The sequence below is a fragment of the Histidinibacterium lentulum genome (genome assembly GCF_003789055.1).
In the GTDB taxonomy this organism is placed as follows: Bacteria; Pseudomonadota; Alphaproteobacteria; order Rhodobacterales; family Rhodobacteraceae; genus Oceanicola; species Oceanicola lentulus.
Map to the genome: position 1 here is coordinate 120,141 of NZ_ML119081.1, position 23,367 is coordinate 143,507.

Below are 23,367 nucleotides of genomic sequence, written 5' to 3' on the forward strand. Positions count from 1 at the left end.
CCTTTTCCGCCCCTTGCCGGACCCCGATCCGGCGCAATCGCGATTTTCCGATATTCCATTTCAAAACAAAGGCTTGTAAAGCGTTTCATCGTGAAACGCCCGGACCCGCTCCATGCCGACCTTCCCGGAACTCCTGATCCTCCGCCACGGAGAGACCGCCTGGAACGCCGAGGGCCGCTGGCAGGGCGCCCTCGATTCGCCCCTCACGCCCCTCGGCCTCGACCAGGCCCGAGCCATGGCCGCGCTCCTCTCCGGGCTCGGCATCGGCCCGGCAACCCACGACCTCAGGACCTCCCCCCAGGGCCGCGCCCTGACGACCGCCGAGGCCGTCGCCGCCGCCACCGGCCTCTCCCCCGTCCCCGACCCCCGCCTTCGCGAGATCGGGGTCGGCCGCTGGGCCGGCCTCACCCGCGCCGAAGCCGACGCCCTGTCCCCGCCGCCCGCTCCCGACGAGCATTTCCTCGACCGCTACGCCCGCGCGCCCGAAGGCGAGGGCTTCGCCGCCCTCTGGGAGCGCTGCGCCGCCGTCCTCGCGGATCTCCGCCGCCCCACGGTGATCGTCACCCACGGCATCACCTCGCGCGTTCTCAGGACCATCGCCACCGGCCGCACCCCGGACCGGCTTGCCGACCTGCCGGGCGGGCAGGGCGTGATCTTCCGCATCGCCGCCGGCCGCCACGAGACCCTCGCACCGCCGGACCTTGCGCGGCAGGCCCCCTCGGTCTAATCCGGCGCGGCCCGCGGGGGTGGTTAGCTCAGTTGGTAGAGCGCTTCGTTTACACCGAAGATGTCGGGGGTTCGAGCCCCTCACCACCCACCACCTTCCTCCGCACAGCCCGTCTGCGTCCCTGCGGCGTGACCGAGGGCCCCGTTCATCCTAGAGTATGAACCGGGACGAAGAGGGAAGGACGACCGATGAGCTGGAATCCGGCACTGGACCCCCATACGCCCACCGGCGACGAGGTGGACGCGATCGAGACCGTGATCATCCCGCGGGCGCGCGATCTCGGCGGCTTCGAGGTGCGCCGCGCACTGCCCGCGCCGCAGCGGCAGATGGTCGGCCCGTTCATCTTCTTCGACCAGTTCGGCCCGGTGGAGTTCCTCACCGGCCAGGGCATCGACGTGCGCCCCCATCCCCATATCGGCCTCTCCACGGTCAGCTACCTCTTCCGCGGAACGATGCATCACCGCGACAGCCTCGGCACCGACCAGTGGATCGAGCCCGGGGCGGTGAACCTGATGACCGCCGGGCACGGCATCACCCATTCGGAACGGATCGACGGCGAGGTCCGCGCCCGCGGCACCGATCTCTTCGGCATCCAGACCTGGATGGCCCTGCCCGAGGCCAACGAGGACGACCCCGCCGATTTCGTCCACAACCCGAAGGACGCGCTTCCGGTGATCGAGGGGGAGGGCAAGGCCCTGCGCCTGATCCTCGGCACCGCATATGGCGAGACTGCCCCGGCGCAGGTGCCCATGGAGATGTTCTACGCCGATGCGGAACTCGGCCCTGGCGCCGCGATCCCCCTGCCGGACGACCAAGAGGACCGCGGCATCTACATCCTGCAGGGCTCCATCGAGAGCGGCGGCGTGGTGCATGACGCCGGAGGCATGCTTGTCTTCCGCCCCGGCGACAAGGTCAGCGTGAAGGCGGGTCCCGCGGGCGCGCGGCTGATGCTGCTCGGCGGGGCCACCATGGGCGGGCCGCGGTACATCTGGTGGAACTTCGTCGCCTCCTCGATGGACCGGATCGAGGCCGCCAAGGAAGCCTGGCGCGCAGGGGACTGGGAACATGGACGGTTCCAGCTGCCCGTGGACGACAAGGCCGAGTTCATCCCCCTCCCGGCCTGACAGCCTCTAGGAGGCGGCGACCCGGCGGAAATGGCGGCTCTGCCAGAGCGGCCAGCCAAGCATCTGGCTGACGGTGACGAAGCGCAGGCCGCGCCCCGTCAGCCCGTCGAGTGTGGCGGGCATGGCAGCGATCGTGCCCGAATGGATATCGTGGGTGAGTATGATCGCCCCGGGCCGCGAATGGCTGACGATGCGGCTGGCGATCACGCCCGAGCCCGGTCGCCGCCAGTCCTGGGGATCCACGGACCACAGGATCGTCGGCAGACGCCGGTGTGCGTGCAGCATCCGCCTCTGCGCATTCGTGAAGGCGCCGTAGGGCGGGCGGAAGGTGACGGGGGGCCTGCCCGTGACATCGAAGATCGCCTCGGTTGTGGCATCGATTTCGCGGATCACGCTGAGGTCGGAGCGCCCGTTGAGAAACGGATGGGACCACGAATGGTTGCCGATCTCGTGCCCCTCCGCGGCGATGCGCCGGGTTATGGCGGGGAACTGCGCCACCCGGTTCCCGATCAGGTAGAACGTCGCCTTGATGTTGCGCGCGGCCAGCATGTCCAGAAGCTGCGGTGTCAGCGAGGGATGGGGGCCGTCGTCGAAGGTCATCGCGACGACGGGCTGCGCCGTGGCGACCGCGGTGACCGTGGCATGGTCGTTCGCCACCAGGTCGTCGGGCAGGGAAATCACCCCCTGCGCCGCGGCGGTCGAGGGCAGGGCGGCGGCCGTCAGGGCGCAGCCCGCTGCGGACAGAAACGTCCGGCGGTCGAAAGTCATCGAATCGGTTTCCCCAAGGACAACAGGCAGTCAGGCAGGAAGAACGATTCGCCGCAGATCACGTTTTCGCAAGCATTATCGAGCCCGGGAGGAGGCTGGTCCGCGACGGCATGGCGGAGCGGCAACGACCGAGTGCGACGATTGCCGCTTGACCCCCGACTCGTGGCCCCCTAGAACCCCGCTCACTCCGAGGCGCAGACGCGCCGAACGAGATGCGCGGTTGTAGCTCAGTTGGTTAGAGTACCGGCCTGTCACGCCGGGGGTCGCGGGTTCGAGCCCCGTCAACCGCGCCACTTCCCCCCTTTCCTCCGGCGAACCGGGGCCACGGTCTGATTGCCCGGTCGGCGCCCGATCGGCCGACGCCGCAGCCGGAAGTTGCGGATCGGGCCGCCTCCGCCCTCGTCCGCGATGGCGGTGTCCTTCTCTTTTCCGGCAGTCACCATCCCGGGGTGCGGGGCGGAGACCCGCGAACCTCCGCCCTCCGGATTGACCCTGTGTCCGAAGCGGATTGGTGCCGGACCGTGCGCAAGACAGGGGCTGCCCCGTCTTCCGCCGTGATCATCCGCGTTGACGCCCGCGCACCGCTGAGCTATCCGCCCCGCTACGCGCGGTTGTAGCTCAGTTGGTTAGAGTACCGGCCTGTCACGCCGGGGGTCGCGGGTTCGAGCCCCGTCAACCGCGCCACTTCCCCCCTGACGATGCGGGGCCATTCCGGGAGCTTCCACGCCGGTCAGCCCTTCGCCAGCGCGTCGAGGATCCGCACCCAGGACCGGGCACCGCGGTGGAAGGACGAGAGGTGGTATTTCTCGTTCGGGCTGTGGATCGCGTCGTCGTCGCGTCCGAATCCGATCAGCATCGACTCCATCCCGAGAATCGACCTGATGTAGCCCGCCACCGGGATCGACCCCCCCGAGCCGATGAAGGCCGCGAGGTTCGGCCATTCCGCGCTGAGGGCCCGCCGCGCGGTCTCGAAGGCCGGGTCGTCCGTCGTCATGACGGAGGCCGGGGAGGCTCCGTGATCGTGCCAGCTGGCCGTGCAGTCGGGCGGCAGCATCTCCTCGACCATCCGGCGGAAGCTCTTCCGGATCGCGTGGGGGTCCTGGGTGCCGACGAGGCGGAAGCTGATCTTGGCGCTCGCCTTCGAAGGCAGCACGGTCTTGAAGCCTTCGCCGGTATAGCCTCCGCTGATCCCGTTGATCTCGCAGGTGGGGCGCGACCAGATCATCTCGAGCGCGGTGCGATCGGCCTCGCCCGCAGGCTGCGACAGGCCCACGGCGCCGAGAAAGGCGTCCGCATCGAAGCCCAGCCCGTCCCATTGCGCACGGATTTCCGCGGGGATCTCGGGGACGCCGTCATAGAAGCCGGGCACGGTGACGCGGCCCTGATCGTCGTGGAGCGCCGCAAGCACCCGCGAGAGCACCCGGATCGGGTTGCGGGCAGGCCCGCCGTACATGCCCGAATGCAGGTCGATGCGCGGTCCGGTGATCGTCAGCTCCTCGCCGAGGAGGCCGCGCAGCATCGTGGTGATCGCCGGCGTCTCGGAGTCGAAGAGGCCGGTGTCGCAGATCAGGGCGAGGTCCGCCCGGATCGCGTCGGGATTTTCCTTCATCCACGGCACGAGGCTGGGCGAGCCCGATTCCTCCTCACCCTCGAAGAACATGGTGACCTTGCAGGGCAGGGCGCCATGGACCGCGATCCAGGCGCGGCAGGCCTCGACGAAGGTCATCAGCTGGCCCTTGTCGTCCGCGGCGCCCCGGCCCCGGATCACGCGGCCGGTGTCGGTCTCCTCCACCGCCGGGTCGAACGGGTCGCGGTGCCAGAGCGACAGCGGGTCCACGGGCTGCACGTCGTAATGGCCGTAGAACAGCAGATGCGGCGCGCCGGTCCCGGCTGTGCCCACGACCATCGGATGGCCCGCCGTGGAATGCGCCTGCGCATCGAATCCCATGGACCTGAGATCCTCTACCAGCCAGTCCGCCGCCCGGGCGACCTCTCCGTCATAGGCGGGGTCGGTTGAGATCGACGGAATGCGCAGAAGCGCCATCAGCCGCTCCAGCGCGGAGTCGAGGTCACGGTCGATACGGTCGAGCACTGGGGCGAGTGTCATGAAGGCTCCTTCGGCGGGTTCGCCGCGAGCCTAGCAGCGCGGCCGCGCGAGGGGGAGAGGTCGCGCCGCGGCTTGACCTGAGTCAAGGTCCGCACCCGCCCGCACCGGTAACCAGTCTGCACCGGCATGTCGCCGGACCGCTGAACCCGTTGTTCACCATGGGAAACGCGGAAAATTCCCGGTCCCGGAGATGCGACATGTGGCGCATCCTCGGGCGGTTGTTCATGGTCCGGGGGGACTATATGAGGCTTAGAAACGTTCCAGAAGGGGAAGCGGCGTGACCAATTACGAGGCGCACCTGGACCAGGCCATTGCCAGGCTGCACGAGGAAGGCCGCTACCGCACCTTCATCGACATCGAGCGCAAGCGCGGGCAGTTTCCCCACGCGACCTGGCGCCGGACCGACGGGACGGAGCGGCCGATCACCGTCTGGTGCGGCAACGACTACCTTGGCATGGGCCAGCACCCGGCCGTCCTCGAGGCCATGCACGAGGCGCTCGACGCCACCGGGGCGGGTTCGGGCGGCACGCGCAACATCTCGGGCACCACGGTCTACCACAAGCGGCTCGAGGCCGAACTCGCAGATCTGCACGGCAAGGAGGCGGCGCTGGTCTTCACCTCCGCCTATATCGCCAACGACGCGACGCTCTCGACCCTGCCGAAGCTGTTTCCCGGCCTCATCATCTATTCCGACAGCCTCAACCACGCCTCTATGATCGAGGGCATCCGCCGCAACGGCGGGGCGAAACGCATCTTCCGCCACAACGACCTCGCCCACCTGCGCGCGCTGCTCGAGGCGGACGATCCCGCGGCGCCCAAGCTCATCGCCTTCGAGAGCGTCTATTCGATGGACGGCGATTTCGGCCCGATCCGCGAGATCTGCGATCTCGCCGACGAGTTCGGCGCGCTGACCTATCTCGACGAGGTCCATGCCGTGGGCATGTACGGCCCCCGCGGCGGCGGCGTGGCCGAACGCGACCGGCTGATGCACCGGGTCGACATCATCAACGGCACGCTGGGCAAGGCCTTCGGCGTGATGGGCGGCTACATCGCCGCGTCCGACCGGATGTGCGACGCGATCCGCTCCTATGCGCCGGGCTTCATCTTCACCACCTCCCTGCCGCCGGTCGTGGCCGCCGGCGCCGCGGCCAGCGTGCGCCACCTGAAGACCGACCAGGAGCGGCGCGACCAGCACCAGACCCAGGCGAAGATCCTCAAGACCCGGCTGAAGATGCTGGGCCTGCCGATCATCGACCACGGCAGCCACATCGTGCCGCTGATCGTGGGCAACCCCCTGCACACCAAGGCGATCTCCGACCGCCTGCTCGAGGAGCACGGGATCTACGTCCAGCCCATCAACTTCCCGACCGTGCCGCGCGGGACGGAGCGACTGCGCTTCACCCCCTCGCCGGTTCACGGACCGCGCGAAATGGATGCACTGGTGCGTGGTCTCGACGCCCTCTGGTCGGCCTGCGCGCTGAATCGTGCCGAACTTGCCGGTTAGTCATTTTCGGCGGGTGCGCAGGTCCTCCGGCTATGCTACCCACTGATTAATCCCTTGCTGGATCGAATCGACGGCTCGCGGATATCTTGGGGAACAAGGGCAGCAGGACGGCGAATGATCGGGCGCACCCCCTGGCGCAGTAAGGAAGTGCACGTCGAGGAACCTGTCGGTTTCGACGCGTTCGACCTCCGGCTCGGCGATCTGATGCGGGGCGAGAGGGCCACGCTTGGAAAAAGCCTGCTCGACGTTCAGCGCGAGCTGAAGATCAAGGCCGCCTACATCGCCGCGATCGAGAATGCAGATCCCTCCGCCTTCGAGACGCCCGGTTTCATCGCGGGATACGTCCGGTCCTATGCCCGGTATCTCGGGATGGATCCGGAATGGGCCTTCTCCACGTTCTGCGCCGAAAGCGGCTTTCAGACGACCCACGGCATGTCGCCCGCGGCCTCCGCCGTGAAGCAGAAGCGCGAACAGCGCAAACCTGCGACGGACACCGACATGTTCGCGTCGCCCACCACGCCCTTCGTCCCCGCCGGAGAGGCGTTCCTGTCCCGGGTGGAGCCCGGGGCGGTGGGCTCCGTGCTCGTGCTCCTCGCGCTGATCGGCGGGCTGGGCTACGGCGGCTGGACCGTCCTGCAGGAGGTGCAGCGCGTCCAGTTCGCCCCGGTCGAGCAGGCCCCCACCGTGGTGGCGGAGGTCGATCCGCTCGCCGGCGGCGCGGCCCTCTCCGCGCCGGGCAGCGAACGGGCCGCCATCGGGTCCGGATCCGCCCCGAGCCCCGAGGCGCTGGACCGTCTGTACCGTCCGCAGGCCCTTGACGTCCCGGTCATGGTCGCGCGGGATGCGCCGATTTCCACACTGAGCCCGTCTGCGGTCGGTGCACTGGTGGCGGGCATAGAGACCGATCCCGCCCAGCCGGCCTCCGCCTATGCGGCCCTCGCGACGTCCGACCCGATCGCGGCGGCGCTGGCCGAGGCGACCGGCTCGCTCCCCGCCACGGACGAGTCCGCCGAGGTCGCCGGCCTGAGCGACCCCGCGGTTCCGGCGCTGTCGCCCTCCGGCGTGCAGGTTACCCAGGACCCGACCCCTGCGGTGGAACTGGTGGCGGTGCGCACCGCCTGGGTCCGCGTGACCGGGCCGGATGGCTCCACGATCTACGAACGGATCATGGAACCGGGCGACACCTATGTGGTGCCCCAGACGGAAGAGCCCGCGCGCCTTCGGATCGGCGAGTCGGGCGCGGTCTATTTCGCGGTCAACGGCCAGCACTACGGCCCGGTCGGCCCCAACGGATCGGTCAGTTCCAACGTCGCGCTCTCCGCCGATGCCCTCCGGGACCGCTACGAGGTCGCTGATCTGAACGCCGACAACGACCTTGCGGAATGGGTGCGCGTGGCCCAGGCCCGCCAGGTCGGACCGGCCGACGAGGCTCCCGCGTCGGAGTGACGGCTTGTCCGGTCCGCCGGAGGGGCATAGGTTCCCGTCGCAGAGCATTCTGAGAGGTCCGATGTCGCTCAATCCCGTCCGTCCCTGGCGCAACATCTACCGCCGGGAGAGCCGCAAGATATGGGTAGGCTCGGTTCCCGTGGGCGGCGATGCGCCGATCTCGGTGCAGACGATGACCAACACCCTGACCACCGACGTGAAGGCGACTGTCGAGCAGATCCGGCGCTGCGCCGAGGCAGGCGCGGATATCGTCCGCGTCTCCGTCCCCGACGAAGCGTCATCGAAGGCTCTGAAGGAGATCGTGCGCGAAAGCCCGGTGCCCATCGTGGCCGATATCCATTTCCACTACCGCCGCGGCATCGAATCCGCCGAGGCCGGGGCGGCCTGCCTGCGGATCAATCCCGGCAACATCGGCGATGCGAAACGCGTCAGGGAGGTCATCCAGGCCGCCCGCGATCACGGCTGCTCCATCCGGATCGGCGTGAACGCAGGGAGCCTCGAGAAACACCTCCTCGAGAAGTACGGCGAGCCCTGTCCCGAAGCGATGGTCGAGTCGGGGCTCGATCACATCCGCATCCTGCAGGACAACGACTTCCACGAGTTCAAGATCAGCGTGAAGGCCTCCGACGTCTTTCTCGCCGCCGCCGCTTATCAGGGCATCGCCGACGCCACCGACGCGCCCATTCACCTCGGTATCACCGAGGCGGGCGGCCTCATGTCCGGGACGATCAAGAGCGCGATCGGCCTCGGCAACCTGCTCTGGATGGGGATTGGCGACACGATCCGCGTGTCGCTCTCTGCCGATCCGGTGGAGGAGGTGCGTGTCGGCTACGAGATCCTGAAATCCCTCGGACTGCGCCACCGTGGCGTCAACATCATTTCCTGCCCGTCCTGCGCGCGGCAGGGCTTCGACGTCATCAGGACCGTGGAAATCCTCGAGGAGCGGCTGGCCCACATCAAGACGCCCATGAGCCTGTCGATCATCGGCTGCGTCGTGAACGGCCCCGGCGAGGCGCTCATGACCGATGTCGGCTTCACCGGTGGCGGCGCGGGCGCGGGCATGGTCTATCTCGCCGGCAAGCAGAGCCACAAGATGTCGAACGACCGGATGATCGAACACATCGTGGAAGAGGTCGAGAAGAAGGCCGCCGAACTGGACGCTGCGAAGGCCGCGGCGGAATAGGTCAGCCTCTAGGGGCCGCAGGACGTCAACTCTTCAGGATACTCCTTTCAGGACGAAGCTGGCGATCGCTAGAGTGACGCAAGGTAAAGGCATGAGCAGTGTCTGGCGCCGCACAACCCCCATGATGACCGTAGAATGACGGCTCCGAGCGGGTACTGGAACCGCACCGAGGCTGGGGCGAAGTCGTGCAGCGGGTCGTCTCCATATGTCGTCCTGGCAGAACTCTGCCCATAAACCTGATGTTCTTGTAAAGTTGCGGGCGAGATCGGTCCCCTCCTTGCAGGGGAGACAGTAAGCGTAATTCTGCATCTTAACCTAATGGAGCGGTTGATTTATGGGAGTTTGCGGTATATTTTCGTCCCATGCGGTTGAGGTTGGCTGACCGCCCTTTCGGAGGATGACGATGGTATTGAAAGAAATGCTCGCTCGGGTGGAAGAGCGTCGCAAAGCCAAGAACCTGTCGAAGCGCCAAGTTGGCATTCTGGCCGGTCGCTCGGGCGACTTGATCCGCAACTGGGAGCGCCGGGCAGAGAGCGGGAAGCCGGTGGAGCGTGGGGCTGACAACGAGGCCATCGACGCCGTGGCGAAGGTGTTGGGAGTGACCGGGGACTGGCTTCGCGAGGGCGGCGATCTCGACGGCGACAGTTTGAAATTGACGCAAAGCACTGATAATATTACGTATGTTCCCCTTTTTGAGATTGATGCAATCGAATGTCGAGGGGATCGCCTACATGTGCCGAATGAACTTAAGGCTTTCGGGTTTCCATCTGATTTCCTGCGGCGGCTGACCAATTCACCCTATCAGGAGCTTTGTGTTGTCGCTGTACGTGGAGAGGCGATGGTGCCCGTTCTGATGGACGGCGATGTAGTTCTTCTAGATCGGTCCCGGAACAGTACTGACCGGGACGGTCTGTTTGCCGTGGGCTACGGTTCTGCGGTTAAGATACGGAAACTGGATCGGGCACCTAATGGATTCCAAGTGAGCGTCCTGGCAGCCAATCCCGCATACGCTAGTTATGAAGTTGACACTGACGCACTACACGTTGTCGGGCAGGCTGTCTGGATTGGCAGGCGCGTGTAACTGCTTCCGGCTGACTTTGTCTGAAAATTATCTTTCAAAGAAAAGACTTAAGGGGCGTCCACGTGTGGACGCCCCCGGGACCCCGGCGTTCAGCCGTCGCTTGAGGCCCGGACCTCGTCCACCACCACCTGCATCTGCGCTGCCGGCAGGTAGCCCCGCAGGAGCTCGTCGCCCACGACGAAGGTGGGCGTGCCCGAAATCTGCATCCTCTGGGCAAGCGCTCGGTTCTCCTCGATCACCTGCGCCACGGCGACCGACCCCATCTCGTCCAGGATCGGCTGCGGCTCGAACCCGAACCCCTCCGCAAGCTGCGCCAGCGTCTCCGGCGTCGCATCGGCGCGCAGGCTGATGAGCGCGTCATGAACGTCCTTGTAGGCCGCGTCCCCATGCAGACGCTTGACCGCGATGGCGAACTGGGAGCTCGCAAGGGAGGACTCTCCGAGGATCGGATATTCTTTCATGATCAGGCGGATATTGCCGTCCTGTTCAAGCAGTGCCTCAACTTCGGGATGCGCCCGCCGGCAGAATCCGCAGCGGTAGTCCACGAACTCCACGATGGTCACGTCCCCGTCCGGATTGCCCCCGACCCAGGAATGCCCGTCGTTCCACAGGGCCTCGCGGTTTTCCCGGGCCAGCATCCGGTCCGCCTCGGCCTGTGCCATCGCCTCGCGCTGTTCCAGCACCCCGATCGCCTCCATCAGCACCTCGGGATTGTCGAGCAGGTAGGCCCGCACCTCCGCGCGGAAGGCCGCGCGCTCGGCATCGGTCATCGCCTCGAGATCGAAGGCCGCGGCGGGCGTGGCGAGGCTCGCGGCAAGGGCGAGGGCGGCAAGGCGGCTGCGGGTCATTCAGGGTCTCCAGGGCTCGGGCGACGCGGCCCTTCCATCACGAAACGGTGCCACTGCCAAGGCCGCGGCGCATTGACGAGCCCGTGCGGCCCTTGGCACACCGGGACAAAGCTTGAGGTAGGGTCATGCGAACATCAAGGCGCGGCGCCGTCGATCCCTTCATCGTGATGGACGTGATGGAGGCCGCCCGCGCCGCCGAGGCGGCGGGCCGCTCCATCATTCACATGGAGGTCGGCCAGCCCGGCACCGGCGCGCCCGCGGCCGCGCTGGACCGGCTTGCCCGGGACATGGCGGCGGGGCCGCTCGGCTACACGGTGGCCCTCGGACTGCCCGAGCTGAGGGCCCGCATCGCGCGCCACTACCGCGACTGGTATGGCCTCGACCTCGACCCGAACCGTGTTGTCGTGACCGCGGGCGCCTCGGGCGCCTTCATCCTCGCGTTCACGGCGCTGTTCGACGGCGGCGCGCGGGTCGGCCTGGGCGAGCCGTGCTACCCGTCCTACCGGCAGATCCTTCATGCGCTGGGGATGACGCCGGTCGGGATACCCACCTCGCTCGGCGCCCGCTTCCAGCCTGTCCCCGATGATGTGGCGGCCCACGCGCTCGACGGGCTGCTGGTGGCCTCCCCGGCCAACCCGACCGGCACGATGCTGTCGCGGCAGGACCTCGCCGGCCTGGCGGCGGCCTCTGCGGAAAGCGGCGCCGCGCTGATCTCGGACGAGATCTACCATGGTCTGACCTATGGAGAGAGGGCCGTGAGCGCGCTCGAGGTCACCGACGAGGCGGTCGTCGTCAACTCCTTCTCGAAGTACTTCTCCATGACCGGCTGGCGGGTGGGCTGGATGGTGGTGCCCGAGGCCATGGTCCGCACGGTCGAGAGGCTGTCGCAGAACCTCTTCATCTGCCCGTCCCATGCCGCGCAGAGGCTGGCGCTTCATGCGATGGACTGCACCGAGGAGCTCGACGCGAACGTGGCGGTTTATGCCGAGAACCGGCGGCTGATGCTGGAGGGGCTGCCGCGGGCGGGGTTCGCCGCTCTCGCGCCGCCGGACGGGGCGTTCTACGTCTATGCCGACGTGGGCGACCATACCGACGACGCGCTGGCCTTCTCGCGCGAGATCCTCGACGGCGCGGGGGTGGCGGTGACGCCGGGGGTGGATTTCGACCCGGCCCGCGGAAGGCGGTGGCTGAGGTTCTCCTACGCTCGCTCGACCGCCGATATCCGCGAAGGACTGGCGCGGCTCGAACGGTTCATGGCCGCGCGCCGGGCGGCTGCCGAATGAGGAGGCTGGTGGCGGCGCTCGTCGCGCTGTGGCTCGGGGGCGCTGCGACGGCGCAGGATTTCACGGGGCTGGCGCGACTGGACCTGACCGGCAGCGTCGTGGCGGACCTGGGCGAGGACCTCGAAGTGCGGCTCGCGCTGTCGCAGGCGGTACCGTGGCGGGTCTTCACCCTCGACGGGCCGCCGCGGCTGGTGATGGACTTTCGCGAGGTCGACTGGGGCGGCGCCGAGCCGGCGGCGCTCCTGCGAGCCGAGGGGGCGACGGCGCTGCGGATGGGCCGCTTCGCCCCCGGCTGGAGCCGGATGGTTGTGGATCTCGCAGGGCCGCTGGCGGTGAGGACGGCGGCGATGCGGACCGATGCGGCGACGGGGGAGGCGGTGGTGGAGCTGCGGCTGTCGCGCGTCGATCCGGAAGAGTTCGCGGCACGGTCGGGGGCGCCGGAGACGGGGCTCTGGGACCGGCCGCTGCCCGCGCCGCCGGCGGAGGCTCTCACGGCCGACGACGGGGTCGTGGTGGTGGCGATAGATCCGGGCCACGGCGGCGTGGATCCGGGGGCGGAATACGAGGGGGTGACGGAGGCCGACCTGATGCTGCAGCTGGGCCTCGAGCTAGCCGAGGCTGTGGCGCGGGCGGGGATGGTGCCGGTGCTGACGCGGGCCGACGATACCTTCGTTCCCCTGTCGGCGCGGATGAGTCTCGCGCGGGAGGCGGGGGCGGATCTGTTCGTCTCGCTCCATGCCGACGCGCTGGAGGGGCCGCAGGCGACGGGGGCCTCGGTCTACACGCTGGCGGAGGAGGGCGCGGAGGAGGCCAACGATCGGCTGGCGGAGCGGCACGGGCGGGGCGACCTGCTGGCGGGGCTCGACCTGAGCGGGCAGGACGACGAGGTGGCGGCGGTTCTGATGGATCTGGCGCGGATCGAGACCGCGCCAGAGGGGCTGCGGCTGGCCGACGCGCTGGTGGAGGGTCTGCGCGGGTCGGGGGCGACGCTTAACTCGCGGCCGCGGCGGGAGGCGGTGCTGGCGGTGCTGAGGGCGGCGGACTTTCCCTCCGTGCTGGTCGAAGCGGGCTTTCTGAGCCATCCGGACGATAGGGAGCGGCTGACCGATCCGGCGGGGCGGGCGACGATCGTGGAGGGGCTCGTTAGGGGGATCGAAGCCTGGGCGGATGAGGAGGCGGCGCGGGCGCCGCTGCGGCGGCAGTGAGGCGGTCCCACGTTGAGACCGGATGGAAGAACATGAAAAGAAGCATGAAAAGTGTTAATGGACCGATCCGCGGGGCGGACCCGCACAGGGGAATCGGCCCGGGGAGCGACCGTTGAGGACAGCCTGGCCCGAGAACCTGCATCCGCTGACGGAGGCGCTGGCCGAGCCGTCCTCGGCGTTTCAGGAGCATCTGGGGCACCGGCTGACCGGCTGGGGGCCGGGCTATGCCCGGTTCGAGATGGCGGTGACGCCGGCGCTGATGAACCGCCACGGCGTGCCCCATGGCGGGGTCCACGCGACGATCCTCGACAGCGCCATGGGCTATGCCGGGGTGTTCCCCGGCGAGGCGGAGGGAGCGGAGCGGCCGATGTCGCAGACCCTGTCGCTCAGCGTGAACTACCTTGCCCCGGCCCGGGGCTCCGCCCTGATGGCCGAGGGGCGGGTGACGGGGGGCGGACGGCGGACCTATTTCACCGAGGCGCGTCTCTGGGACGGGGCGGGCACGCTGGTGGCCACGGCCACGGGTGTCTTCCGTGTCCGGGGAGGATGAAGGACCCCGTATTGCGCCGGTTGCGTCGCGGCTCTAGGGTCCACTCCTGCTGGGATGGAGGCCGTGAATGAGCGCGACCAGGGAGGTCACGACCGGGGCGCTGCTCGCGCAGCGCAGCGTGATCGTGGAATTCGGACGAATTGCGCTCCAGTCGGAGTCCCTCGACGAGATCCTGACCAAGGCCTGCGAATGCTGCGCGGAGGCATTGGAAACGGATCTGTCGAAGGTCCTGCGACTCGAGGATGACGGGCAGCACCTGCGCGTCGTGGCGGGGATAGGCTGGGAGGACGGCATCGTCGGCGAGGAGGTCGTGCCGCGGCCGGAAACGTCCTCGGAGGGGTTCGCGCTCTATCACGGAAAGCCGGCGGTCTCGTCCAAACTCGAGGAGGACGGGTTCGACTATCCGGCCTTCCTGAAGCGCCACGGGGTCAAGTCCATGGTCAACGTGATCATCCCGGGCAGCGAGGGCGCGCCGCCGTTCGGCCTCCTGGAGGTGGATAGCCGCGAGGAACGGGAGTTCACGCAGTCGGACGTGGAGTTCCTGCAGGGCTACGCCAATATCGTGGGCGCGGCGATCGAGCGGTTCTCGAAATCGGACGCCCTGCGCCGCGCCGTGCAGGAACGGGAGCGGGCGCTGGGGGAATTGCAGCACCGGGTCAGGAACAACCTGTCGGTCCTGCAAAGCCTCATCCGCACGCGGAACACCCGGACCGATCATCCGGAGGTGCGCAACGAGACTGCGCTGATCCTCGGGCAGATCGAGACCCTCGTGCAACTGCACGAGTTGCTGACCAGTTCGAGCGATATCGACGAGATCGAGCTGGGCGGGTTCCTCTCGGCGCTCTGTTCGCAGATCGCGTCGTTCGGGTCCGACAGGACCACCCGTTGCGACCTGCGCACGCGGATCGAGTCGATCGTCGTCGAGAGCGGCGCCGCGATCCCCCTCGGCATCATCGCCAACGAGTTCATGACCAATTCGCTGAAGCACGCGGTGCGGGAGAACCGATGCGACGTCTTCCTGTCCGTGGTGAACGGCGAGGAGGGCGTCGAGGTCGAGCTCAGCGACGGCGGCGACGGGCTGGGTGATGCGCTCGATCAGCCGCGGACGAGCGGGAGAGCGTCGGGGCTGAGCTATATCGAGGCGCTGATCCGGCAGATCGGCGCGGAGGGAAGCTGGAACAGCGAGGGCGGCACGACCCTGCGGATCCTGCTGCCACACGAGCGGAGACGCGGCGCCGGGGGGTGATCCCGCGTGCCTGAGGCTGTCGCGCGCGACAGCCGGAGGTGCCGGTTCGGACGGCGGTCAGCCCTCGGGCGGCAGATCCGCCGGGCGGCGGCGGCGGGCGAGCCAGACGGTATGGCCGCCGCAGCTTTCGTCCTCGGGGACGAAGGCCAGTACGTCGAAGCCCGCCTCGGTCAGCAGCGTGCGGTATTCGCCCGGATCGAGGCTTGCGTGCCAGACCGGCTCTCCGGCGACCTCGCCCCAGGCCTCGCCGGCGCGGTGGCCGGTGGTGAGCATGAGCGCGGCGCCCGGCGCGGCATGGGCCGCCATGGTCCGCACGGCCGCGCGCTGATCGTCGGGGCCGAGGTGAAAGAGGCTGTCCCAGGCGAGAAGGCCCTCGAAGGTCTCGCCCAGGTCGAGGCTGCGCATGTCGCCCTTCACCGCCGCGTGCCCGGGCATGTTCTCCGCGAAGAGCGCGACCATGGCGGGCGCGGCATCGACGCCCGTGACCGAGGCGCCCCGTTCCGCGAGGTAGCGCGCCATGGGCCGGCCCGCGCCGCATCCGAGATCGAGGACCCGCTGCACCCGGCCGGTGACGGGCATGTGGGCGCGAAAGCGGTCGAGCCACCGGCGCTCGGTCAGGGCCTGGCTGCGGGCGGAGGCCCAGTCGGGCGCGATGCGGTCGTAGAGGGCGGCGATCTCTTCGGGGGTCATGGCGTCTGACATGGCCTTGATCTCGCGCGCGGCGGGCCGCGGTGCAAGGGCACGCAAGCGTGATCGTTGCGGCAGGCGGAAAAGGGCCGGGCAGGCCGCCCCGGCTTTTGACCCGGGGCGGACCCGCGCCTATAAGCGGGCAACCCTTGCGCCGCGTGGAGCCTGACGTTGATCCTCCGACCGATCATGAACATTCTCGGCGCGCTGTTTTCGCTGGTGGTGCTGGGCGTCTTCATGGCGGGTCTCACGGTGGGGGCCGTGTTCCACATGTACGGGCGGGACCTGCCGAGCTATGACACCCTCGCGTCCTACACGCCCAAGACGATAAGCCGGATCTACAATCCCGAAGGCGACATCATCGACGAATTCGCCACCGAGCGGCGACTGTTCACGCCGGCGGAGGAAATCCCGGACCTCGTGAAGCAGGCCTTCATCTCGGCCGAGGACAAGAACTTCTATCAGCATTCGGGCTATGACGTGCGCGGCATGGTCGTGGCGTTCTACGACGCGGTGCGCACCCGGGGGGAGAACCTGCGGGGCGCCTCCACGATCACCCAGCAGGTCATGAAGAACTTCCTTTTGTCGAGCGACCGGACGGCGGAGCGCAAGATCAAGGAGATCCTGCTCGCCGCGCGGATGGAAGAGTCGATGTCGAAGGAGCGCATCCTCGAGCTCTATCTCAACGAGATCTTTCTGGGGCAGAACTCCTACGGCGTCACCGCGGCGGCGCAGACCTATTTCAACAAGTCGCTGGACGAACTGACGCCGGGCGAGGCGGCCTACCTGGCCTCGCTGCCCAAGGCGCCGTCGAACCGGCACCCGGTGCGCGACTACGACGTGGCGGTCTTCTGGCGCGACAACACGCTGCGCGAGATGTTCGAGAACGGCTATATCGACGAGCAGACCTACCGGGCCGAGGTGGCGCTGCCGCTGCGCACGGTGCAGTCGGGGGATATCCCCTCGTTCCGCTCGGACCTGCCGCCGCGGGACTATTTCACCGACGAGATCCGGCGGCAGCTGAGCCTCGAGTTCGGGGAGGAGGAGTTCTTCTCGGGCGGGCTTGCGATCCGGGCGACGATCGACCCGGAGATGCAGGAGGTGGCGACCGAGAGCCTGCGCATTGCGCTGGAGTCCTACGACCGGAGCCTCGGGCGCTGGCGCGGGACGGGGGAGAGCATCGACCCGGCTCTGCTGGAGACCGAGGCGGCGTGGCGCGTGGCGCTGGCCGAGGTGGACGTGGCGCGGGACATCGTGCTGGAGAACCCCTGGCTGCCGGCCGTGGTGATCGAGCGGCAGGAGGGCCAGATGATCCTCGGGGTCGAGGGTGTCGAGGGCCGGGTGAGCGTGCCGCGGGAGGATATCTCGTGGCTCCCGGGCGATTTCTTCGCCGAGTTCGAGGTGGGCGACGTGGTGCATGTGCGCCAGATGACCTCCGACAGCGACGGCAGCCTGATCCGCTGGACACTCAGGCAGGTGCCGCAGGTGCAGGGCGCCTTCATGGCGATGGACGTGAACACCGGGCGCGTGATCGCCATGCAGGGGGGCTTCAGCTACCAGGATTCGGTGTTCAACCGCGCCACGCAGGCGCTGCGGCAGCCGGGCTCGGCGTTCAAGCCCTTCGTCTTCGCGGCGGCGCTGGACAGCGGCTACACGCCCGCGTCGATCATCGTGGACGCGCCCATCGAGATCAACACGCCCCAGGGTCTGTGGCGGCCGCAGAACGCCTCGAACCAGTTCTACGGCCCGACGCCGATGCGGACCGGGGTGGAGCAGTCGCGGAACCTGATGACCATCCGGCTTGCCCAGGAGATCGGGATGGACACGGTCGCGCGCTATGCGGAACGGTTCGGGGTCTACGATAACATGTCCCGGGTCCTGTCGACGGCCCTCGGTGCCGACGAGACCACGCTGTTCCGCATGGTCGCCGCCTATGCGATGTTCGCCAACGGCGGCGAGCGGGTGGAGCCGACGCTGGTGGACAGGGTGCAGGACCGCTATGGCCGCACGGTCTACCGTCACGACCAGCGCACCTGTGTCGACTGCTCGGTCGCCGATCTGCCGGAGGGCCAGGCGCCACGGATCACCTCCAGCCGGGAGCGGGTCATCAACCCGATCACCGCCTATCAGCTCGTCTCGATGCTGGAGGGGGTGGTCGAGCGGGGCACCGCGGCGCGGACCGTGAACCTGCCGGTGCCGGTCGCGGGCAAGACCGGCACCACCAACGACGCCAAGGACGTGTGGTTCGTGGGCTTCTCCTCGAACATCGTGGCGGGCTGCTACATCGGCTACGATACGCCGCGCAGCCTGGGGTCGGGCGCGTCGGGCGGCGGGATCTGCGGGCCGGTCTTCAACCGATTCATGGCCGAGGCGATCGGGCGCTACGGCGGGGGCGAGTTCGTCGTGCCGGAGGATTGTCAGTTCATTCCGATCGACCGCTTTTCCGGGGCCCGGCTGCCCGCGGGCGCCTCGGGCGGCAACGTGGTCAACGAGTGCTTCCGCCCCGGCGAGGAGCCGATCTTCGGGATCACCTTCGACGGCGGCTTCGCCATGGCCGGCGATCTGCCGCTGGTGGACGAGGTGAGCGCGGCGCGCGGCGTGTCGACCACGGTGACCACCTCCACCGGGCGCAACGTGGAGGTCGGCCCGCGGGCGTCCTTCGGCACCCTGTCCTCGGGCGGGCTGTACTGAGGGCGGGACGGGGGCGCGGCGCGCGCCCTAGGGCCGGGCGTAGGAATTCAGGACACGGCCGATGAAGGGCGAGGCGGTGGCGAAGGAGCGGCCGCGGGTGCTGCGCATGGCAAAGGGTCCGGGCAGCGGCGTGGCGCCGGGAGAGGTCGGAGCCGCGGTGCCCGAGCCCGTGGGCGGCGGCTGGCCTCCGGGAGCGATCATCGTCGGCAGCGGCGCCGCATTCAGCTGAGCGGCCACGGCGCCCGCGCCCGGCTGCTGGACCGCGCCGCCGGGCAGGTTGTCGGTCACGGTGTCGCCGGCGCGCGCGGCGGCGGGCAGGGCGAGCCCGAGGGCGACGGCGAGGACGAGGGGTTTGCACGACATGGCATGTCCTTTCGGGAAGGCGGTCAGAACCCGAGCGCGATGGAGAGGCTGACCTGCCGGTGATCCGTCGCATCGGCGGCATCGAGAACGCCGAGGCTGAGGCTGGCCCCGGTCCGGGGGATCGAGACCGTCGCGCCGAGGTTGACCTGGGTTTCGGTCGCCGAGACGCTGCCGCTGACGAAGGGGGTCAGCCCGAGGCCGAGACCGAGGAAGGCGCCGTCGTCGAGGCGGCCCGAGCCGTCCGCGGCGCGGGTCGTGTCGGTGCCGTAGCCGAGGCTGATCTGCAGCGGCAGTTCCGCGCCCGCGGCCGGCAGGCCGACAAGGTGGGAGACGTAGACCGATGACATCTCGGGCCGGTCCGCGGCCTCTCCCCAGGGGGCGAGATTCGACAGCGAGACCCCTGCGAAGGTCGCCGATGCGCCGCCCGCGCGCAGGAGGCGGGAGGCGGAGACGCTGAATGCGCCCGCGTCGCCGAACGGCTCCAGCCCCGTCAGGGCGAGGCCGAAGGTCAGGCTGACGCCGTCGATCGGATCGCCGGTATTGTAGCCGAGGACGAGGTCGCCGTCGCTGCCGAGCCCCTTCATGCCGGCGCGGGGGTGGGCGAAACTGGCGCCGACGAAGGCGGTTCCGGCGCGGGGGGCGACCGCGCTCGGAACGCCGAACGTCGCGGGAAACGAGAGCTGGGCCGGCGGTGCAGCCCGTAGCGCCGGGGGCGGTTCGACGACGGTCTGGGCGGGGGAGAGCCCCGGGAGGAGAAGTGCGACCACGAAGGGGACAAGAGGGGGGCAGGTCCTGAACATCGCGCGCGTCGTCTCCCTCGTCTCAAGCTGCCGGGCCGCCGGACGAGAACCGCCCCCGGCCGCCTTTACCAATTGCGCGAAATTGGTTGCCGTTTGGTTAATTCCGCTGGCCGTAATGCGGCGGCGGTGCGTCACGCCGCGCGGCCGGCGGTCCGCGGCGTCCCTTGTGACGGAAATACGCATTGTCTATCAGGGCCCCCAGACCGCAAAGAGGGCAACATGCGCGCCGAGATCCAGAGCATCGTCGAGGACATCCGCAAGTCGCTGGGCCTGCTCGCCCAGCGGATGGACCGGGAGACCGCGGCCCACCGGCTCGAGGAGTTCAACGCGCGCGTGGAGGATCCCGCGCTGTGGAACGACCCCGCCGCTGCGCAGAAGCTGATGCGGGACCGGCAGGCGCTGCTGGATTCCATCGAGACCTACGAGAGCATCGCCCGGGAGCTCGACGACAACATCGAACTGATCGAGATGGGCGAGGCGGAGGAGGATGCCGATGTGGTGCGCGAGGCGGAGGAGGCCCTGCGCGCCCTGAAGGCGCGGGCCGGGCAGAAGGAGCTCGAGGCGCTGCTCGACGGCGAGGCGGACGGCAACGACACCTTCCTCGAGATCAACGCGGGCGCGGGTGGCACCGAGGCCTGCGACTGGGCGCAGATGCTCCAGCGCATGTATGTCCGTTGGGCCGAGGCCCATGGCTACAAGGTGGAGCTGCAATCCGAGGAAGCCGGCGGCGAGGCGGGGATCAAGTCGGCGGCCTATAAGATTTCGGGCGCCAATGCCTATGGCTGGCTCAAGTCCGAGAGCGGCGTGCACCGGCTGGTGCGGATCTCTCCCTTCGGCAAGGGCACGCGGGAGACCTCCTTTGCCAGCGTCTGGGTCTATCCGGTGGTCGACGACAACATCGAGATCGAGGTGAACCCGGCCGATATCCGCATCGACACCTACCGCTCCTCGGGCGCGGGCGGGCAGCACGTCAACACGACCGATTCGGCGGTGCGGATCACCCACCAACCCACCGGGATCGTCGTGACGAGTTCGGAGAAGTCCCAGCACCAGAACCGCGACATCGCCATGAAGGCGCTGAAATCGCGGCTCTACCAGATGGAGCTGGAACGGCGCACCGCCTCGATCCAGGAGGCCCATGACGCCAAGGGCAGCGCGGGCTGGGGCAACCAGATCCGCTCCTATGTGCTGCAGCCCTACCAGATGGTGAAGGATCTGCGCACGGGGGTGGAGACCTCGGACACGTCGGGGGTGCTCGACGGGGATCTCGATCGGTTCATGGCCGCGACCCTGGCGCAGGAGGTTTCGGGCAAGTCCCGGGCCGAGGCGCGGGCCGAGGAGTAGGCTTGGGCCCGCGCGTCTACATCACGGGGGGCGCGGGGACGGGGACGACGACCCTCGGCCGCGCTCTGGCCGGGGAGCTGGGCGTCGCGCATCTCGACACGGACGCGTTCTACTGGGCGCCTGTGGACCCGCCCTACACGGTCAAGCGCAGCGTGTCGGAGCGGCTGGCGCTCATCGCGGCGGCGCAGGGTCCGGAAGGCTGGGTGCTCTCGGGCTCGGCGGACGGCTGGGGCGATCCGGTGCTGGCGGGGCTCGACCTCGTCATCTTCCTGCGGCTTCCGACGGCGCAGAGGATGCTGCGGCTCAGGCGACGCGAGCAGGCGCGGTTCGGCGCGCGCGTCGGCCCCGGCGGCGACATGGAGCGCACCCACCGGGCGTTTCTCGACTGGGCGTCCTCCTATGACGATCCCTATTTCGGCGGGCGGTCGCTCCACCGCCACCTGAGCTGGCTCTCGACGCGGAGCGAGCCCGTGCTGGAGCTGTCCGGCGCGGTGACGACCGAGGCCCAGGTGGAGGCCTGTCTCGGCGCCCTCGCCCCGCGACGGGTGACGGGCGGGTAGGGACATGGTGCGGCCTGCGGCCGCGTCGGGGCCGCCCCAAGGCCTTGCCGAAGCCGGTTTCGGCATCGCCCGCGGCGCGGTGGCGGGCTTCCGGGTCGCCGAGGTCCTTGTGCGCGGTGAAGCGCAGGAAGGCGGCGAACTCGGCATGGCGCACCACCTCGACCACGGAGACAGGGGCGACGACCTCCAGCGCCTCCGCGGGCGCCGCCACGTTGAGGGCGGGCTGTCCCCGAGCCGCCCCTCGACCGGCCCGATCTGCCCGCCGGTCGCCAGGCCGAGGCGGGTGCACCGCCGGGGGAGGTCGGAATGGGTGACGCCTCCGAAGGTCTCGCCGTTGACGAGGTGGCCGGTGACGTTACCGTCCGCGACGATCCGGCAGGCGAGGTGTTCGATCCGGAAGTCGTGCGCCGCGGCGGAGACGGTGACCGCGGCAAGCCCAGCGAGAAGGCGAGGATGCACATGACGATCTTCCCGTGGTTCGCCCGCAAGCTGCGGTCCTGCGTCCCCGCGTCAATCCTCGCCGTGACGGTGATGGCGGTCCTCTGCGCGCCGCGGGCGGCCCTGGCCCACGAGGTGAGCCCCGCCATCGCCGACATGGAGCGGCAAGGCGGGGCGCTCGTCTTCACCGTTGCGGCCAATCTCGAGGCCTTCGTGGCGGGCATCGATCTCGAGGGACTGACCGACACGTCCGAAGCGGAGCGCGACGATGCCTACGACGCGCTGCGCGCCCTGCCGCCGGAGGAGCTTGCCGCCGCCTTCCGCGCGTTCTGGCCCCGGATGGCGGAGGGCATCGTGGTCCGCGGCGATGGCCGGCCTCTCGATTTGCGGCTCGTCTCGGTGGAGCCCGGGGACGTGGGCGATCCCGATCTGGCGCGTCCCTCGATCTTCCTGGTGGAGGCCGCTCTGCCCCCGGGCACGCGGGCCGTCGAGGTGGGCTGGGCGCCGCGCTTCGGCGACCTGGTGCTGCGTCAGCAGGGGGTGGAGGCGCCCTATACGGGCTATCTCGAGCCGGGCCTGATCTCGGAGCCCATCCCGCTGGGCGGCGGCGCGAGGGCGGGGTTGGAGCGCGTCGCTGTGGCGGTGGTGGCGGGCATCGACCGCATCCTGCCGCTGGGCGCCGTCCATGCGGCGCTCGTCGCGTCGCTGGCGCTGCTCGCGCCGGGGCTCGCGGGCATGCTGCGGCTGGGGGCGGTCTGGGGCGGTGCCGCGACGCTGGGGCTGGTCGCCGCGGCGGGCGTCAGGGTCGTGCCGGGGTCAGCGTTCGGCACCGGGCTCGCGGGCGCGGGGCTGATGCTCGTGGGGGCGGATGCGCTCCTGCGGGGGGCGGCGGCGCCCGGTCGGGTTCCGCTCGCGGCCGGGCTGGGGCTCGTGCAGGGGGCCGTCCTGGCGCGCGATCCGATGGAGTTGCGGCCGCTCGATCTTCTGGCTGATCCGCTGACGGTCGCGGGGATCGCGGCGGGGGTGCTGGTCGCGGCGCTGGCGGTGGGGGCGGCGCTCTATGTGCTGACCTCGGGCTTGCGCGGCCGAAGTGCGGGGCAGGGCGGGTTCTGGATCGGGCTTGTGCTGATGCCGGTCCTAGCCCTCTCGATCACCGCAGCGGCCGGCCCGGAGGCGGCGCGCGCGCTCCTGCCGCTGGCGGCGCTCGCCGCGGCGGTGCTGACGCTGCCGGCGCTGGCGGGCTCGCGCGATCCGGAGGGCCTGCGGCGCAGCGGCGGCGCGCTCGCGGCCCTTGCGGGAGCGTACTGGCTGGCGCAGGGGCTGACCGGCTCCGGCTGACGGGCGGGGCAGGGGGAACCCTTGCGTCCGGGAGCCGAGTGGTCTAAGGGCGCGGCACCTAACCCGCAGGCGGG

The 23,367-nt window shown here is 69.4% G+C and carries 20 protein-coding genes and 3 tRNA genes; 17 read left to right on the top strand and 6 right to left on the bottom strand.

Annotated features, from left to right (window positions below; translation table 11 throughout):
- The first annotated feature begins 112 nt into the window (after nucleotides 1-112).
- The 3 genes from EAT49_RS00570 to EAT49_RS00580 all read left to right on the top strand — a co-directional run bounded on the left by EAT49_RS00570 (nucleotide 113) and on the right by EAT49_RS00580 (nucleotide 1,851).
- Nucleotides 113-727, top strand: coding sequence for a histidine phosphatase family protein (locus EAT49_RS00570; RefSeq protein WP_123640287.1), 615 nt, complete (start codon nucleotides 113-115; stop codon nucleotides 725-727).
- Nucleotides 728-744: 17 nt separating this feature from the next.
- A tRNA-Val gene (locus EAT49_RS00575) sits at nucleotides 745-820 on the top strand.
- Nucleotides 821-915: 95 nt separating this feature from the next.
- Nucleotides 916-1,851, top strand: a complete 936-nt coding sequence (locus EAT49_RS00580) for a pirin family protein (RefSeq protein ID WP_123640288.1) — start codon at nucleotides 916-918, stop codon at nucleotides 1,849-1,851.
- 6 nt (nucleotides 1,852-1,857) lie between these two features.
- Here the strand turns inward: EAT49_RS00580 and EAT49_RS00585 are convergent, their stop codons facing one another.
- Nucleotides 1,858-2,619, bottom strand: coding sequence for a polysaccharide deacetylase family protein (locus EAT49_RS00585; protein ID WP_123640289.1), 762 nt, complete (start codon nucleotides 2,617-2,619; stop codon nucleotides 1,858-1,860).
- Nucleotides 2,620-2,835: 216 nt separating this feature from the next.
- On the opposite strand from EAT49_RS00585, the gene EAT49_RS00590 reads away from it, so the two are divergent.
- Both EAT49_RS00590 and EAT49_RS00595 read left to right on the top strand, forming a co-directional pair.
- Nucleotides 2,836-2,912, top strand: a tRNA-Asp gene (locus EAT49_RS00590).
- 314 nt (nucleotides 2,913-3,226) lie between these two features.
- Nucleotides 3,227-3,303 (top strand) — tRNA-Asp (locus tag EAT49_RS00595).
- A gap of 46 nt (nucleotides 3,304-3,349) precedes the next feature.
- Here EAT49_RS00595 and EAT49_RS00600 read toward each other — a convergent pair.
- The gene (locus EAT49_RS00600; protein WP_123640290.1) at nucleotides 3,350-4,726 is read right to left on the bottom strand and encodes a M20/M25/M40 family metallo-hydrolase; all 1,377 of its coding nucleotides are present in this window, start codon (nucleotides 4,724-4,726) and stop codon (nucleotides 3,350-3,352) included.
- A gap of 277 nt (nucleotides 4,727-5,003) precedes the next feature.
- Between EAT49_RS00600 and hemA the strand changes: the two genes are divergently transcribed.
- The 4 genes from hemA to EAT49_RS00620 all read left to right on the top strand — a co-directional run bounded on the left by hemA (nucleotide 5,004) and on the right by EAT49_RS00620 (nucleotide 9,940).
- Complete coding sequence (hemA, locus tag EAT49_RS00605; protein WP_123640291.1) at nucleotides 5,004-6,230, top strand: 5-aminolevulinate synthase; 1,227 nt, start codon at nucleotides 5,004-5,006, stop codon at nucleotides 6,228-6,230.
- Nucleotides 6,231-6,344: 114 nt separating this feature from the next.
- Nucleotides 6,345-7,676, top strand: coding sequence for a RodZ domain-containing protein (locus tag EAT49_RS00610; protein WP_123640292.1), 1,332 nt, complete (start codon nucleotides 6,345-6,347; stop codon nucleotides 7,674-7,676).
- 61 nt (nucleotides 7,677-7,737) lie between these two features.
- Nucleotides 7,738-8,859, top strand: a complete 1,122-nt coding sequence (gene ispG, locus EAT49_RS00615; protein ID WP_123640293.1) for a flavodoxin-dependent (E)-4-hydroxy-3-methylbut-2-enyl-diphosphate synthase — start codon at nucleotides 7,738-7,740, stop codon at nucleotides 8,857-8,859.
- A 403-nt stretch (nucleotides 8,860-9,262) separates the two neighbouring features.
- Nucleotides 9,263-9,940, top strand: coding sequence for a S24 family peptidase (locus tag EAT49_RS00620; protein WP_123640294.1), 678 nt, complete (start codon nucleotides 9,263-9,265; stop codon nucleotides 9,938-9,940).
- Nucleotides 9,941-10,029: 89 nt separating this feature from the next.
- Here EAT49_RS00620 and EAT49_RS00625 read toward each other — a convergent pair whose 3' ends face one another.
- Nucleotides 10,030-10,788: a DsbA family protein gene (locus EAT49_RS00625; protein ID WP_123640295.1), complete on the bottom strand. Its 759-nt coding sequence runs from the start codon at nucleotides 10,786-10,788 to the stop codon at nucleotides 10,030-10,032.
- A 125-nt stretch (nucleotides 10,789-10,913) separates the two neighbouring features.
- Between EAT49_RS00625 and EAT49_RS00630 the strand changes: the two genes are divergently transcribed.
- From EAT49_RS00630 to EAT49_RS00645, 4 genes are all read left to right on the top strand, one after another.
- Nucleotides 10,914-12,071, top strand: a complete 1,158-nt coding sequence (locus EAT49_RS00630) for a pyridoxal phosphate-dependent aminotransferase (protein ID WP_123640296.1) — start codon at nucleotides 10,914-10,916, stop codon at nucleotides 12,069-12,071.
- A complete protein-coding gene (locus EAT49_RS00635) occupies nucleotides 12,068-13,276 on the top strand; it encodes an N-acetylmuramoyl-L-alanine amidase (RefSeq protein ID WP_123640297.1) in 1,209 nt (402 codons plus the stop codon). Before EAT49_RS00630 ends, EAT49_RS00635 begins: the two co-directional genes overlap by 4 nt.
- Before the next feature lie 112 nt (nucleotides 13,277-13,388).
- A complete protein-coding gene (locus EAT49_RS00640; RefSeq protein ID WP_246003712.1) occupies nucleotides 13,389-13,826 on the top strand; it encodes a PaaI family thioesterase in 438 nt (145 codons plus the stop codon).
- Between the two features lie 67 nt (nucleotides 13,827-13,893).
- Nucleotides 13,894-15,072, top strand: coding sequence for a sensor histidine kinase (locus EAT49_RS00645; RefSeq protein WP_123640298.1), 1,179 nt, complete (start codon nucleotides 13,894-13,896; stop codon nucleotides 15,070-15,072).
- Nucleotides 15,073-15,129: 57 nt separating this feature from the next.
- Here EAT49_RS00645 and EAT49_RS00650 read toward each other — a convergent pair whose 3' ends face one another.
- Nucleotides 15,130-15,774: a class I SAM-dependent methyltransferase gene (locus tag EAT49_RS00650; RefSeq protein WP_246003713.1), complete on the bottom strand. Its 645-nt coding sequence runs from the start codon at nucleotides 15,772-15,774 to the stop codon at nucleotides 15,130-15,132.
- 159 nt (nucleotides 15,775-15,933) lie between these two features.
- Between EAT49_RS00650 and EAT49_RS00655 the strand changes: the two genes are divergently transcribed.
- The gene (locus tag EAT49_RS00655; protein WP_123640792.1) at nucleotides 15,934-18,450 is read left to right on the top strand and encodes a penicillin-binding protein 1A; all 2,517 of its coding nucleotides are present in this window, start codon (nucleotides 15,934-15,936) and stop codon (nucleotides 18,448-18,450) included.
- Nucleotides 18,451-18,477: 27 nt separating this feature from the next.
- Here the strand turns inward: EAT49_RS00655 and EAT49_RS00660 are convergent, their stop codons facing one another.
- Both EAT49_RS00660 and EAT49_RS00665 read right to left on the bottom strand, forming a co-directional pair.
- Nucleotides 18,478-18,813, bottom strand: a complete 336-nt coding sequence (locus tag EAT49_RS00660) for a hypothetical protein (protein WP_123640299.1) — start codon at nucleotides 18,811-18,813, stop codon at nucleotides 18,478-18,480.
- Between the two features lie 23 nt (nucleotides 18,814-18,836).
- Nucleotides 18,837-19,613, bottom strand: coding sequence for a hypothetical protein (locus EAT49_RS00665; protein WP_148078721.1), 777 nt, complete (start codon nucleotides 19,611-19,613; stop codon nucleotides 18,837-18,839).
- 219 nt (nucleotides 19,614-19,832) lie between these two features.
- On the opposite strand from EAT49_RS00665, the gene prfB reads away from it, so the two are divergent.
- The 3 genes from prfB (at nucleotide 19,833) to EAT49_RS00680 (ending at nucleotide 23,293) form a co-directional block, all read left to right on the top strand.
- The gene (gene prfB, locus EAT49_RS00670) at nucleotides 19,833-20,957 is read left to right on the top strand and encodes a peptide chain release factor 2 (RefSeq protein WP_123640301.1); all 1,125 of its coding nucleotides are present in this window, start codon (nucleotides 19,833-19,835) and stop codon (nucleotides 20,955-20,957) included.
- A 2-nt stretch (nucleotides 20,958-20,959) separates the two neighbouring features.
- Complete coding sequence (locus tag EAT49_RS00675; RefSeq protein ID WP_123640302.1) at nucleotides 20,960-21,517, top strand: P-loop NTPase family protein; 558 nt, start codon at nucleotides 20,960-20,962, stop codon at nucleotides 21,515-21,517.
- A gap of 306 nt (nucleotides 21,518-21,823) precedes the next feature.
- Nucleotides 21,824-23,293, top strand: coding sequence for a HupE/UreJ family protein (locus EAT49_RS00680; protein ID WP_123640303.1), 1,470 nt, complete (start codon nucleotides 21,824-21,826; stop codon nucleotides 23,291-23,293).
- The last annotated feature ends 74 nt before the right edge of the window (nucleotides 23,294-23,367 follow it).